The sequence below is a fragment of the Mesorhizobium sp. L103C119B0 genome, from assembly GCF_000502235.1.
In the GTDB taxonomy this organism is placed as follows: Bacteria; Pseudomonadota; Alphaproteobacteria; order Rhizobiales; family Rhizobiaceae; genus Mesorhizobium.
Window position 1 is genome coordinate 87,462 of record NZ_AYXE01000005.1, and the last position, 12,490, is coordinate 99,951.

The window sequence follows — 12,490 nt, forward strand, 5'->3', positions numbered from 1 at the left end:
GTCAGTGCACCGCACCATTCTGGCCCAAGGCCGGCGGCTTGCCGCCGGTCTGTCGCGGTGGCAGATTGCGGCCGAAAACATCGAGTAGATAGACATGGTCTCCAAACGCCTCAGTCGCGAAGCCGGCCATCGCAGGAAATTCCTGACGATCATCGACGACACGCCGGAGTGCGAGCGCGCCGTCGCGTACGCCTCCAAGCGGGCGCAGAGCACCAGCGGCACGCTGGTGCTGCTCTACATCATCACACCGGACGACTTTCAGCACTGGCTGGGCGTCGAGAAGATCATGCGCGAGGAAGCCAACGCCACGGCGCGCGCGGCACTCGACGGCTACGCCAACAAGGTGCGCCAGAAGCTCGGCATCGAGCCCGAGATGGTGGTGCGCGAAGGCAAGCCGACCGAGGAGATCCACAAGCTGATCGAGGAAGACCAGGACATCGCCATCCTGGTGCTGGCGGCAGGTGCCGGCAAGGAAGGACCCGGGCCGCTGGTCGGGGCTGTTGCCGGCAAGGGCGCCGCCTTCCCTATTCCCGTCACAGTGGTGCCGCAGAACCTTTCCGACGAGGAGATCGACAGCCTCGCATAGAGAGTGATGCCGGAAAGTGTGAAGCGGTTCGGATAACATCACGATCCTGGATTTATAGCCCGCGCGGGATTCATCCCCAGCCAGTAAAAACATTCCGCCAGCCAGCCATTTTGAGCGATGCGTTTCGCTTGAATGTCCAGCAGATTGAGCCTATTTAGAACTATTCCAAACTAGCTGCCCGACTGGGGCACGGAGACGGCCATGTTCATCCAGACCGAATCGACGCCGAACCCGGCAACGCTGAAGTTCCTGCCCGGCAAGGAAGTGCTTGTCGAAGGCACCGCCGATTTCCGCGACGCCGACAGTGCAGCCAGCGCCTCGCCGCTGGCCGGCCGCCTGTTCGAGATCCCCGGCGTGACCGGCGTCTTCTTCGGCTATGACTTCATCACCGTGACCAAGGACGGCCCGGACTGGCAGCACCTGAAGCCGGCCATCCTCGGCGCCATCATGGAGCATTTCATGTCGGGCGCGCCCGTCATGGTCAACGCCGGCCCCGCTGCCGAGACCAGCCAGACCGGCGAATTCTACGACAAGGCCGATGAGCAACTGGTCATCACCATCAAGGAATTGCTCGACACCAGGGTGCGCCCGGCGGTTGCCCAGGATGGCGGCGACATCACCTTCCGCGGCTTCGAGAACGGCACCGTGTTCCTGCACATGAAGGGCGCCTGCGCCGGCTGCCCGTCCTCGACGGCGACGCTGAAGCACGGCATCCAGAACCTGCTCCGCCACTTCGTGCCGGAAGTACAGCAGGTCGAGCAGGTCTCCTAAGACCCCTTCACGCATTCGAGCGAGCAACAAAAAACCGGGCCAGATTGCCCGGTTTTCTGTTTTGGACGTCCGTTGTTGCCTAGACGGTCCGCGTACGAAGGGTAACGCCTATCTTGACCTTGATCTTCCCGAAAACCGGTTCCACTTTTCGCTTTCGTGGACCTCGGTTCCGGATCAAGGTCCTACATCACGATGACCTTGGCACCGACCGAAGTGCGGTCGTAGAGGTCGATGATGTCCTGGTTCATCAGCCGGATGCAGCCTGACGACATCGCTTTGCCGATCGAATTCCATTCCGGACTGCCGTGCAGGCGGTAGCCCATGTCGCCGCCCTTGTTGAACAGATACATGGCGCGCGCGCCGAGCGGGTTCTTCAAGCCCGGCTCCATGCCGCTCGCGAACTTCGCTAGCTCCGGCTGGCGCTGGATCATCTGCCGCGGCGGCGTCCAGGTCGGCCATTCGCGCTTCAGCGCGATATGGGCGGTGCCGTGCCATTCGAAGCCTTCGCGGCCGACGCCGATGCCGTAGCGGATCGCCCGGCCGTCGCCTTCGACGAAGTAGAGAAACTTGTTCTGGGTATCGACGACGATGGTGCCCGGCTTTTCCGAGGTGTCGTAGTTCACCTCTTGCCGGTGGTACTTCAGCGGCACCCTCTCGATCGGGATGCGCGGCAGTTGGTAGCCTGCATCGTTCACCGAACCGTAGTTGTTGGTGAACAGTTGCGAGCCGATCGTGCTGCAACCCGAGATCGCGGCCGACAACGCAAGTGCGGCGACGATTGCAAATGACTTCATGCGCATGAAATGGTCCGATGCCCCGCCAAGATGTCGCGACACGTTACGGCCGCTTTTCCTGAAATCATTCATGCTGGCATTTGCTTTGCTTGCCAAGCGCGCGATGCCTATATGCAGGAGCTTACGTGCCGGTAAGCCGTCAACTATGGCATTTCGGCAACAGGACTCACGGGATTGTGAAGGAAAAACAATGGGCGGCCCTGTCGGATAGCCTAGAAACAGGGAACCACATCGAGGAATCACAATGAATGTAGGCGATGCCGCGGCGCGGTCCGGCCTGCCGGCCAAGACCATCCGCTACTATGAAGAGATCGGCCTGATCGCGCCGGCGCGCGCCGGCAATGGCTATCGCGATTATTCCAGCGACGACATCCATCGGCTGGCCTTCCTGCGCCGTGCCCGCAACCTCGGCTTTTCAATCGACGATTGCCGCCAGCTGATGGCGCTCTACCGGGACCGCAGCCGCGCCAGCCACGATGTGCGCGAGATCGCCGCCGCCCATGTCAGCGCCATCGAGGAAAAAGTGCGCGAGCTGCAGTCGATGCGCACGACCTTGCAGACGCTGATCCAGGCCTGCCATGGTGACGACCGGCCGGATTGCCCGATTTTGGATGATATTGCGGGGGCTGCGCTACTCGAGAACAGGCCGGCTTCGGCCATATAGGTAGTATCTCGACTGACTAAAATACGGGAACGTCCAAGGGACAAGAACGGAACCAAAGCGGTTACATCAGACCTTTGCGTTCACGGCGCAAGACTTTAGTCCGGCCGCCTTATAGCTAAGAACGGAAGTTGATCGGCGGACGCAGGGGCGTTCCGGAGCAATACCAGACCGCGCCGATACAGATATGGTGCGATCGCAGAAGGCGCTCGGATCAAGTCGCAGCCTCAGTTCTGTCAACCGTATAATCGCCGCCATTCCCCTACGGCTGGGTAGCGCTCGTGAGCAGTGGGTCATCTAGCTCTGCCTTTGTCTTCAGGACGGCATCAACGAGGGAACCGAACTCCTCGACGCTGAATGTGCAACTATCCTGGACCGCTCCCATATGGCTGAGGCGGAAGCGTACGAATTTCCGGTTTTCGGCTGGGATGCGCTTCACCAGAAACATGAATGAATAGGGACCCGCGATCGCTGAGTACCGGCGCAACTCTTCGGTCGCGGGGAAAAGCCGGTTGATGAATCCCAAAAACCCCATGGTGTCTCCCCTCGTGCCAAGGACTGTGCTTCTTATCATTGCGAGAGAAAATTCGCCTATGGTTTGTCAATCATACATCGCCATGGCACAGGCGATTATCCGGTTGACAAACCCAAAGTGATTACGTGGGGTAAGGGCATAGGAGATTTCCATGTCCGTTCTGTCCCGCCCCGAGTTCCACGACGAAGCCAAGGCTTTCGAGCATGTGGAAGGCATCCTTTGGCCGAATGGTCCGGTCTGCCCAAAGTGCGGCTCTGTTGATCGCCACTACTCGTTGAAGGGCGTTCGCACCAAGCCCTCCAAGAAGCTTTTTTCTGTACAACGTATTGAACGCCGATAGGAAAAATGTCATATTTGGGATGGCAGGCAAGCGCCGGAGCTACCCCGAGTTGCCCTAGGGCAGCAGCATCCTAGCGATGTGCATCAGGGGTCCGGGGGCCTGTCACCTTGATTAATTCGGCGATAAATGCTCCCTGCTCTTTACTGAGCGGGGAGCGCCCTATCGGCGGGATCAATGTCAGGCCGCAGTTCAATATGCGCTTCCGTTCCTTCAAGTAGCGGGCCTTCAGCGATAGCGCATAGCGCGGTTCTACATTCCCGTATTCGTTTGGCTCCAAGCCAGCGCACGTTGCGCTCGTCACTACATCGGCAATCTGCAATCCGGCTCGCACAGCGTGATTTTCCACCCTTATGTTGGCAGGATCAAAAACGCTCCAATCTATTGAGCGGACCGGTTTCAATAGCTCTCGCCCATCCCTCATGAATTCGAAGTAGTCCCGCATCACTTGGTAGTCGGTGCCAGATCGTCGGGAGAAGGTGACAAAGAGGCTTGCCGGACCATTGCCATCGACGCGAGCCTTTTCCCGGCAAGCCGCTGTGAGGCGCTCAAGAAGCCAGCGAACAAGATAGTTGTAGAGATGCTGCTTTCGCTTGAATACCTCTAGTTCCTGGCTGTCGAGGATCGTTTCCTTGTTTGAGGCTATGACGCAAATGCCTAGGGGCTTCTCACGAAGGATATTGCAAGCAGCTACACGTTGGCTGTGATTGAGGTGTCGGAAATGTAGATCCCGTGGATTCTTTTTCTTCGGGAAAAGTGATACGATCTCGTCGCGCCAAGACGGCATAAAGCGGTCATTCCTCTCGGAGACGAGAACAGCGCCAACGCCAAGCCAATGGGATTGGCCCGTAGTTCCGGGGAGCCGAAGTTTTCCGAAACCTTCGTCTCCTGCTTCGTCAACATAGGCTGAGAAAGAACAAGGCATCCATCATGGGAATCAAGGAAAAGTCCAAGAGTCAACTCGACAAGTTCAAAGAAGCCGCCAACGAGTTGAAAACGGATAAATCCGACGCCGCTTTTGAGGCTATCGTCAACAAGATCGCCCACGCGCCGAAGCTCACCAATGAGCAGATAAGGGAATTGGTGCGGCGGAAGCGCGGTGAGGCACAGGGCTGAAGCTCCTAGGTCTTCGGCTTTCCTGCATTGTAGGGATCGCTAAATTCCCAGTCTGGCGGCGCAAGTTCGGCCATATCGCGCATGATGCCCTGAAACATCCATTCGTCCATTGATCCGTCGAACTCACATGACACGTTGAAGGGCGGGCCGCCCCAAGGCCAGCGCCACCATTCGGCAGTGTTGAGTTTAGTTAGACCGTCAGTGGGACAACAGCCATAGGATCGAAGCCGCTTCTCCCATTCATGCCGCTGAAGCAGCCGAACGGCGATCATTAGGCGGCTATCTTGGCCACGTAGTCAGCGGTTGTCTGCTCAGAAGGCGCATCTGGAAGCGGCAGGCGCGCGCTGGTCATCGTCACTCGAACCGATTTCCCAACCATCTCACTGATGATGGTTTCCAGCGCAGGTATGATGTCGGCAGTGACCAAAGCTGGGATGCTATGCGAAAGCCTAAACCCTGGAACGTCAGGGCTGGATACACGAAGCCCGCCGTCTGGCCGCTTCTCGAAGACCACCGATACATGCTCCAAGTGCGAATAGTCGATTTTCTTCATGGCCGCCTCCCCAGAGGTTCAACGGGATCGTAAAGTGATTTGCCATGAAAAGCCATACCAGCCCTCTTGACTCGAATCAGTTAACGAGTCCTCGCATTTCTGGTTCCTGTTAGGAGAGCCATGCCCCTACGGCTGGGTAGCTTTCGGAAATTGCGCACGGTATGGTTCGCGTTCCATATTCTTTGAGGCGCTCCGTGCCACTTCCGATGTTTCTTTTTGCTGCAACGCCAGTCTTGATATTTATATATTTCAGTCTTTTAGATAACAGAGCAAATAGGTGGGAAAAGAGCGAGAGGAACCCCCTGCTATACGTCTACATGGCACTTCATCTCGCCGTAATTATTGGAATAATTGTGTCCTTTTTTGAGTTATATATTAAAGATTGATAGCGGGGCCTGAAGCTTCCCCTGTGCCGCCCTGTCAGGCATGTAATCCTATTTGACTTTGGGTTTGTCAACCGGATAATCGCCGTCCAAGCACGGGTTCAAACCATGAACAAAATCTGGCATGGTGGCTGCCATGCCGATCATCTCCCCGATTCTCCTCAATCCTCTCATCGACGGCCGCCAGTCCGAACGCGCCATGCTGGTGCGGCGTGGCGTGCAGCGGCTGCTGACGCAAATGGGCATGCATGTGCTGCCCGAACTGTCGCTGGCCACCGGGCGGCGCGCCGACCTTGTGGCGCTGACCCGGCAGGGCGGCATCTGGATCATCGAGATCAAATCCTCGATCGAGGATTTTCGCGTCGACCGCAAATGGCCGGATTATCGGCTGCACTCCGACCGCTTCTTCTTCGCCACCCATCCGGGCGTGCCCTCGGAGATCTTCCCGGAGGAATGCGGCTTCATCCTTTCCGACGGCTACGGCGCCGAGATTTTGCGCGATGCGCCCGAGCACCGGATGGCGGCGGCAACGCGCAAGGCGCTGATGCTGCGCATCGCACGGGCGGGTGCGGCGCGGCTGCTGGCGGCGGAACTGGCGGGTGTGGCGGTGCCGGCGCTGGCGGGAGAGAGCGAGTAGACGAAGCTCAAGTTCCTCGCCCCGCTTTGCGGGGGCGAGGAACCCAAGAACACCTACTCCACCACCTCCTCCACCCCTGCCGCCGGCGCCATCAGGAGCACGGCGGCACCCAGCAGCGCTGCAACGAAGGACCCCGCCAGGATGCCGACCTTGACGGCGTCCTGCAGCGCCATGTCGTTGGCGAAGGCGAGCAGGCCGATGAACAGGCTCATGGTGAAGCCGATGCCGCAGAGCAGCGAAATGCCGATCATGTGCAGCCAGCCGGCATTGACCGGCAGGTCGGCGAAGCCGAGCCGGATCGCCAGCGCCGAGGAGCCGAAGACGCCGGCCAGCTTGCCCAGCACCAGGCCGGCGGCAACGCCGAGCGTCAGCGGCTCGACCAGGGCAGAGGCGCTGAGGCCGGCCAGCGACACGCCGGCATTGGCAAAGCCGAAAATCGGGATGACGAAGAACGGCACGATCTTGTGCAGGCCGTGCTCCAACCGGTGCAGCGGCGAATGGTCGAGATCGTGCCCGCTGCCGGGAGAAGTTTTCAGCGGAATGGTGAGCGCCAGCGCCACGCCGGCCAGCGTCGCATGCACACCCGATTTCAGCACGAGCACCCACAGCACGGCGCCGAGCACGAGGTAAGGCGTCAGCCTCGTCACCCGCATGCGGTTGAGCACGATGAGCACCGCGATGACGGCGAAGGCCGCACCGAGATAGGCCAGCGACAGGCCGCTTGTGTAGAAGATGGCGATGATGATGACGGCGCCGAGATCGTCGATGATGGCGAGCGCGGTGAGAAAGATCTTGAGCGACGCCGGCACGCGGTTGCCGAGCAGCGACAGTACGCCGAGCGCAAAGGCGATGTCGGTGGCGGTCGGGATCGCCCAGCCGGAGAGCGCGGCGGCGTTGTTGCGGTTGATGGCGACATAGACGAGTGCGGGAACCAGCATGCCGCCGGCGGCGGCGACGCCCGGCAGCACGCGGCGCGGCCAGGTCGAGAGCTGACCGTCGAGCATCTCGCGCTTGATCTCGAGGCCGACCAGCAGGAAGAACACCGCCATCAGCCCATCATTGATCCAGTGCGACACGCTGAGCGGGCCGAGATAGGCGTGGAGAGCGGCGAAATAGGTTTCGGCCAATGGTGAATTGGCGACGATCAGCGCAAGGGCTGCCGCAACCATCAGGATGATGCCGCCCGCCGCCTCGCCGTCGAGGAATTCGCGAAGGATGGATTTCGGCTGCTTGTCGCGCATCTGTGCTCCGTTGCCGGGTTTTCCGGCGGCGTTATTGCCGATGATGGGCAAAGGTCGATGGCACGGCAAGCGCAACTGTTTCCAGCGTTGGCGCCGCCCCTCATTGTCCTGCCGGACGTTCGTCATTCGAAAAGCCAAGCAGTTGGCTTTTCGTCCGCTTCGCGGACCATTCCTCAACTCCCCACATAGCGACGGGGAGAAAGAGGCAGCTTCAGCCTCGCCGTCGTCTCCTGCAACGCCGGCGATTGGCGAAACCGGCGATGAGAGCGCCCCTCTCCCCCGTCTCTATACCGGGGAGAGGATGCCGGCAGGCAGGTGAGGGGCAGCGCTGAGGTTCGGCAATTGGCGGCCGGCGCCGCCGGCGCGTGAACCTCAGCGTGGTGCGCGCTTGGCGAGTATCCGCTGCAGCGTGCGGCGATGCATGTTGAGCCGGCGCGCGGTTTCCGACACGTTGCGGTCGCACATTTCGTAGACGCGCTGGATGTGTTCCCAGCGCACGCGGTCGGCCGACATCGGATTTTCCGGGGGGGCGGCGCGCTCTCCGGCGGTGCGGGTGAGCGCTGCAAACACGTCGTCGGCGTCAGCCGGCTTCGACAGATAGTCGATGGCGCCGAGCTTCACCGCGGTCACCGCGGTGGCGATGTTGCCGTAGCCGGTGAGGATGACGGTGCGGGCATCGTCGCGCTTCTCGCGGATGGCGGCGACGACGTCGAGGCCGTTGCCGTCGCCAAGCCGCATGTCGACCACCGCATAGGCCGGCGGGTGGGCGCGCGCCTTGGCCACTGCCTCCTCGACGCTCTCGGCCGTCTCGACCACGAAACCCCTGGTTTCCATGGCGCGGGCCAGCCGCGTCAGGAACGGCTTGTCGTCGTCGACGATGAGCAGCGAGGTGTCCTCGCCTTCGACCATTGCGCCAATTGCTTCTTCGCCAGTCATTATCTCAAAAAATCCTGCTGCCTTAATTTTACGCAGATATAGTTCCTGAACGCCATTGTCCAATTTTGCCGCCTCCGCCAAGGCTTTTACGCGGTGTCGAACATCGAGATCCCCACCGATTCCGGGTTGAGGAAGACCGTGCGCGGCCACGATATCTGCACGATCGCGCCTTCGCCCAGTCCGCTCGAATTGCGGAAATCGAGCGTGGCGCCGGAGCGTTCGAGCAAGGTCTTGGCGATGAACAGCCCGAGACCCAGGCCACCGCCAGCCTCGTTGCCCTGGCGTGTCGACATATAGGGCTCGCCGATGCGATCGATGATTTCGGGGGGAAAGCCCGGCCCGTCGTCGATGATCGAGAAGGTGACGTCGAGCTCGTCCCAGCTCCATCGCACCGTCACACTGTTGCGGGCGAAGTCGACGGCGTTCTCGACCAGATTGCCGAGGCCGTAGATGACGCCGGGGTTGCGCCGTCCCACCGGTTCGGGGCCGACGCGCTCGCCCGGCCGAAGCTTGATCGAGATGCCGAAATCGCGGTGCGGCGCGGTCACCTCCTCGACCAGCGAGGTCAGCGGCAGACGCGACAGATGCGCCTCGCCCTCGGAGGACAGGCTGGTCAGCCGCTTCAGGATCTCGCGGCAGCGCTCGCTCTGCGACCGCAACAGCTTCACATCCTCACCATATTTCGGATCGTTACCCAGCGCCTTCTCCATTTCCTTGGAGACAAGGGCGATGGTGGCGAGCGGCGTGCCGAGTTCGTGCGCGGCGGCGGCGGCGAGGCCATCGAGCGCCGACAGATGCTGCTCGCGCTGCAACACCAGTTCGGTGGCGGCAAGCGCATTGGCGAGCAGGCGGGCTTCCTCGGCGACGCGGAAGGCATAGATGGCGGTGAAGGCGATCGAGGAAAACACCGCCATCCATATGCCGGCGACATAGATGAATGGCATGGGCAGCGGCGCGCCCTCATACCATGGCAGCGGCTGGTGGAAGAAGACCAGCAACGTGGCCGCCGCCATGACCAGCGCGCCGAGCACCGCAGTCAGCCGCAGCGGCAGCGACGCCGCCGAGATGACGACGGGCACGGTCATCAGCACCGAGAACGGGTTGGTGAGGCCGCCAGTCAAATAGAGCAGGCCGGCAAGCTGCAGGCTGTCGAAGGTCAGGATGAAAAAGGCTGAGAACGGGGTCAGCCGGTGCGCCGCCGGATAGCGGAAGGTCAGCACCAGGTTAAGCCAGGCCGAGCAGGCGACCAGCGCGAAGCAGAGGCTGACCGGCAGCGGGAATTTGAGCCCATAGGCGACGACCAGCACCGCCAGGCTCTGGCCCACGATGGCCAGCCAGCGCAGCCGGATCAGCGTGTTGAGGCGCAGCCGCTGGCTTTGCTGGAAGTCTGGCGCGTGCACGATGTTGATCATGGCCAAGGATTATAGCCGGGAAAGGACGAGCGCTAGGTCCCTCGCGGTTTGGCGCGGGCGGTGGCCGCAGCGAGCAGCGGATTTTCCGGCCAGACATGGCGGGGATAGCGGCCGCGCATGTCGGTGCGCACATCGGCCCAGGAGCCGCGCCAGAAGCCGGGCAGGTCGCGCGTCGTCTGGATCGGCCGGTGCGCCGGCGACAACAGCTCGAGCGTCAGCGGCACGGTGCCGTTGGCGATTGCCGGATGGCGGTCAAGGCCGAACAGTTCCTGCACGCGGATGGCCAGCACCGGCCATTCGCCGTCATAGCGGATCGGCACATGGCTGCCGGACGGCGCGTCGAAATGGGTCGGCGCCAGTGTGCCGATCTTGCGCTGCAAATCATGCGGCACCAGCGCCATCAGGCCCGACGACAGCGTGCCGGGGTCGATGGCGGCGAAGGACGCCTTGCCCGACAGGAACGGCAGCAGCCAGTCGTCGAGGCGTTCGAGCAGGGCGGCTTCCGAAACATCGGGCCAAGGCGCGCCGAGGCCGCGATGCAGCCAGCCAAGCCGTTGGCGCAGCGTCTCGCCGTCCTTGCCCCATTCCAGCAGCGACAGGCCGTGCTCGCGCAAGGCATCCAGGATGGCGCGGTCGGCGTCTGTTCCAGTTGGTGCGGGCAGCATGCGCTCCGACAAAGTGATGGCGCCGAGCCTGGCGGTCTCGCGCACGCGCACCGCGCGCCGCTCGCGGTCGAAGCTCGTCTCGCGGCGCGTTACGATCCTGTCTGACAGTGCGGCGCGGATATCGGCCTCGTCGACCGCTGCTGCCGCCGTAATGCGGGCGTTCTGCGCCTTGCCCTGCAGATCGGCGACGACCAGCCAGGTCTCGCCGGCCAGCGGATCGGCGGCGTCGACCATTGCACCGGAGCCGTTGGCGAGCACGAAACGGCCACGCTCGCCGCGCGCCCTGGCGACGCGGTCCGGCCAGGCGTGGATGAGCAAAAGACCGGCAGAAGCGGCTTCGCTGCTCTTGGCGCCGCCCGCCTGCTTCGCCNCCCCAGCCGCTCGGCCAGCTGCCTTGCCCCGACGGCGCGCGGCGACTTCTCAGTGCGAAAACGGATGAGCCGCCGTTCGAGATCGGCGCCATCGCCGCCGAGGCCACGCTCGGTGAGCAGCACGGCTAGCATCGCAGCCTCCAGCGCGTGGCCGGTGCCTGCCGCCTCGGCGACCATGTGCGCCAGCCTTACCGGCAGCGCCAGCTTGCGCATCGCGCCGCCCTGCTCCGTCAGCCGTCCGGCCGCGTCGATGGCGTGCAGCGCCATGAGCAGCGCCCTCGCCTCGTTGAGCGCCGGGGCCGGCGGCGGGTCGAGGAAGGACAGGCTCGCCGGATCGGCGACGCCGAAGGCGGCGCAATCGAGCAGCAGGCCGGACAGGTCGGCTTCCAGAATCTCGGGCGGGGTGAACGCGGGAAGGGCCGCCGTCTGCTCGGCCCGCCAGAGGCGGATGGTGACGCCTGGCTGCGTGCGCCCGGCGCGGCCGGCGCGCTGGTCGGCGGACGCCCTGGAAACGCGCACCGTCTCCAGCCGGGTCAGGCCGCTTGCCGGCTCGTAGCGCGGCAGCCGCGACAGGCCGGAATCGATGACGACGCGCACGCCGTCGATGGTGATCGAGGTCTCGGCGATCGACGTCGCCAGCACCACCTTGCGGCGGCCCGGCAGCGCCGGTTTGATGGCTGCATCCTGCGCCCTGTTGTCGAGCTGGCCGTAGAGCGGCACGATGTCGGTGTCGGCGCCGAGGCGGCCCTGCAGCCGCTCGGCCGTGCGCTCGATCTCGCGCTGGCCGGGCAGGAAGGCGAGCACGCTGCCGCTCTCGCCGGCAAGAGCGGAGCGGATCGCCTTGGCCATGGCGTCTTCGATGGGAACGCCGGCTGGCCGCTCGTCGTATCTGACATCTACGGGGAACGCACGGCCTTGGCTTTCGATCACCGGGGCGCCGGACAGGAGTTTCGCGACGCGCGCGCCATCGAGCGTTGCCGACATCACCAGCAGCCGCAAATCCGGCCGCAGCGCGCCCTGCACGTCGAGCGCCAGCGCCAGGCCGAAATCGCCGTCGAGCGAGCGCTCGTGGAATTCGTCGAAAATCACCGCCGAGACGCCGGGCAGCTCGGGATCGTCTAGGATCATGCGCGCCAGGACGCCTTCGGTGACGACCAGGATTTTTGTCCGGGCCGATGTGCGGTTTTCCATGCGCATGGCATAGCCGACGGTGGCGCCAGGCTCTTCATCAAGCAATTCGGCCATGCGGCGGGCGGCGGCGCGGGCGGCGAGCCGGCGCGGTTCGAGCAGGACGATCTTGCCGGCGACCAGCCAGGGCGCATCGAGCAGCGCCAGCGGCACCAGCGTCGTCTTGCCGGCGCCGGGCGGCGCCACCAGAACGGCGCTGTTGCCGGAGCCGAGCGCCTGGCTCAGGGCCGGCAGCACGGCGGATACCGGAAGCTCCGGCAAGGATCTCGTCGTCATTGCGTCCGCATATCAGCGGTCACCACAA

At 62.9% G+C, this 12,490-nt stretch carries 14 protein-coding genes and 1 pseudogene; 6 read left to right on the plus strand and 9 right to left on the minus strand.

Annotation, left to right across the window (positions count from 1 at the left end):
* Positions 1–94 precede the first annotated feature (94 nt).
* The gene (locus X728_RS156720) at positions 95–586 is read left to right on the plus strand and encodes a universal stress protein (protein WP_023672856.1); all 492 of its coding nucleotides are present in this window, start codon (positions 95–97) and stop codon (positions 584–586) included.
* A gap of 201 nt (positions 587–787) precedes the next feature.
* Positions 788–1,357, plus strand: a complete 570-nt coding sequence (locus X728_RS156715; protein ID WP_023685140.1) for a NifU family protein — start codon at positions 788–790, stop codon at positions 1,355–1,357.
* A 182-nt stretch (positions 1,358–1,539) separates the two neighbouring features.
* Here the strand turns inward: X728_RS156715 and X728_RS156710 are convergent, their stop codons facing one another.
* Positions 1,540–2,157 (minus strand): L,D-transpeptidase, encoded by a 618-nt coding sequence (locus X728_RS156710; RefSeq protein WP_023692663.1) that lies wholly within the window; start codon positions 2,155–2,157, stop codon positions 1,540–1,542.
* Between the two features lie 238 nt (positions 2,158–2,395).
* Here X728_RS156710 and cueR point away from each other — a divergent pair, with 238 nt between their 5' ends.
* Both cueR and X728_RS1000000168620 read left to right on the plus strand, forming a co-directional pair.
* Positions 2,396–2,815, plus strand: a complete 420-nt coding sequence (gene cueR, locus X728_RS156705) for a Cu(I)-responsive transcriptional regulator (RefSeq protein ID WP_023703112.1) — start codon at positions 2,396–2,398, stop codon at positions 2,813–2,815.
* Positions 2,816–3,498: 683 nt separating this feature from the next.
* Positions 3,499–3,642: pseudogene (locus X728_RS1000000168620) on the plus strand (transposase); the annotation flags it as partial.
* A gap of 115 nt (positions 3,643–3,757) precedes the next feature.
* On the opposite strand, the gene X728_RS156695 reads toward X728_RS1000000168620, so the two are convergent.
* Positions 3,758–4,609 carry a DUF3800 domain-containing protein gene (locus X728_RS156695; RefSeq protein ID WP_081732365.1) on the minus strand — a complete coding sequence of 284 codons (852 nt, stop codon included), beginning with the start codon at positions 4,607–4,609 and terminating at the stop codon, positions 3,758–3,760.
* Between the two features lie 5 nt (positions 4,610–4,614).
* On the opposite strand from X728_RS156695, the gene X728_RS156690 reads away from it, so the two are divergent.
* Entirely contained in the window at positions 4,615–4,800 is a 186-nt protein-coding gene (locus X728_RS156690; RefSeq protein WP_023819521.1) for a hypothetical protein, read from the plus strand.
* 5 nt (positions 4,801–4,805) lie between these two features.
* On the opposite strand, the gene X728_RS1000000170240 is transcribed toward X728_RS156690, so the two are convergent.
* Both X728_RS1000000170240 and X728_RS156685 read right to left on the minus strand, forming a co-directional pair.
* Entirely contained in the window at positions 4,806–5,072 is a 267-nt protein-coding gene (locus X728_RS1000000170240) for a hypothetical protein (protein ID WP_155923952.1), read from the minus strand.
* Positions 5,072–5,353 carry an NAD(P)/FAD-dependent oxidoreductase gene (locus X728_RS156685; protein WP_023819519.1) on the minus strand — a complete coding sequence of 94 codons (282 nt, stop codon included), beginning with the start codon at positions 5,351–5,353 and terminating at the stop codon, positions 5,072–5,074. Before X728_RS156685 ends, X728_RS1000000170240 begins: the two co-directional genes overlap by 1 nt.
* A 519-nt stretch (positions 5,354–5,872) precedes the next feature.
* Between X728_RS156685 and X728_RS156675 the strand changes: the two genes are divergently transcribed.
* On the plus strand, positions 5,873–6,373 hold the full coding sequence (locus X728_RS156675) for an MmcB family DNA repair protein (RefSeq protein WP_023819518.1): 501 nt from the start codon (positions 5,873–5,875) through the stop codon (positions 6,371–6,373).
* A gap of 53 nt (positions 6,374–6,426) precedes the next feature.
* Here the strand turns inward: X728_RS156675 and nhaA are convergent, their stop codons facing one another.
* The 5 genes from nhaA to hrpB form a co-directional block, all read right to left on the minus strand.
* A complete protein-coding gene (gene nhaA, locus X728_RS156670) occupies positions 6,427–7,614 on the minus strand; it encodes a Na+/H+ antiporter NhaA (protein ID WP_023732524.1) in 1,188 nt (395 codons plus the stop codon).
* A gap of 372 nt (positions 7,615–7,986) precedes the next feature.
* Positions 7,987–8,550 (minus strand): ActR/PrrA/RegA family redox response regulator transcription factor, encoded by a 564-nt coding sequence (locus X728_RS156665; RefSeq protein WP_023672848.1) that lies wholly within the window; start codon positions 8,548–8,550, stop codon positions 7,987–7,989.
* An 86-nt stretch (positions 8,551–8,636) separates the two neighbouring features.
* The gene (locus X728_RS156660; protein WP_023738116.1) at positions 8,637–9,962 is read right to left on the minus strand and encodes an ActS/PrrB/RegB family redox-sensitive histidine kinase; all 1,326 of its coding nucleotides are present in this window, start codon (positions 9,960–9,962) and stop codon (positions 8,637–8,639) included.
* A gap of 32 nt (positions 9,963–9,994) precedes the next feature.
* Entirely contained in the window at positions 9,995–10,627 is a 633-nt protein-coding gene (locus X728_RS1000000171485) for an ATP-dependent helicase C-terminal domain-containing protein (protein ID WP_245266114.1), read from the minus strand.
* An 89-nt stretch (positions 10,628–10,716) separates the two neighbouring features.
* Positions 10,717–12,462, minus strand: coding sequence for an ATP-dependent helicase HrpB (hrpB, locus tag X728_RS01000000166565; RefSeq protein ID WP_245266109.1), 1,746 nt, complete (start codon positions 12,460–12,462; stop codon positions 10,717–10,719).
* Positions 12,463–12,490 lie beyond the last annotated feature (28 nt).

Coding starts and splice junctions, on each gene's coding strand:
- X728_RS156715 (WP_023685140.1), top strand. CDS start 788: ATGTTCATCCAGACCGAATCGACGCCGAACCCGGCAACGCTGAAGTTC.
- cueR (WP_023703112.1), top strand. CDS start 2,396: ATGAATGTAGGCGATGCCGCGGCGCGGTCCGGCCTGCCGGCCAAGACC.
- X728_RS156695 (WP_081732365.1), bottom strand. CDS start 4,609: ATGCCTTGTTCTTTCTCAGCCTATGTTGACGAAGCAGGAGACGAAGGT.
- X728_RS1000000170240 (WP_155923952.1), bottom strand. CDS start 5,072: ATGATCGCCGTTCGGCTGCTTCAGCGGCATGAATGGGAGAAGCGGCTT.
- X728_RS156720 (WP_023672856.1), top strand. CDS start 95: ATGGTCTCCAAACGCCTCAGTCGCGAAGCCGGCCATCGCAGGAAATTC.
- X728_RS156665 (WP_023672848.1), bottom strand. CDS start 8,550: ATGACTGGCGAAGAAGCAATTGGCGCAATGGTCGAAGGCGAGGACACC.
- nhaA (WP_023732524.1), bottom strand. CDS start 7,614: ATGCGCGACAAGCAGCCGAAATCCATCCTTCGCGAATTCCTCGACGGC.
- X728_RS156710 (WP_023692663.1), bottom strand. CDS start 2,157: ATGCGCATGAAGTCATTTGCAATCGTCGCCGCACTTGCGTTGTCGGCC.
- X728_RS156660 (WP_023738116.1), bottom strand. CDS start 9,962: ATGATCAACATCGTGCACGCGCCAGACTTCCAGCAAAGCCAGCGGCTG.
- X728_RS1000000171485 (WP_245266114.1), bottom strand. CDS start 10,627: ATGCTGCCCGCACCAACTGGAACAGACGCCGACCGCGCCATCCTGGAT.
- X728_RS156685 (WP_023819519.1), bottom strand. CDS start 5,353: ATGAAGAAAATCGACTATTCGCACTTGGAGCATGTATCGGTGGTCTTC.
- X728_RS156690 (WP_023819521.1), top strand. CDS start 4,615: ATGGGAATCAAGGAAAAGTCCAAGAGTCAACTCGACAAGTTCAAAGAA.
- X728_RS156675 (WP_023819518.1), top strand. CDS start 5,873: ATGCCGATCATCTCCCCGATTCTCCTCAATCCTCTCATCGACGGCCGC.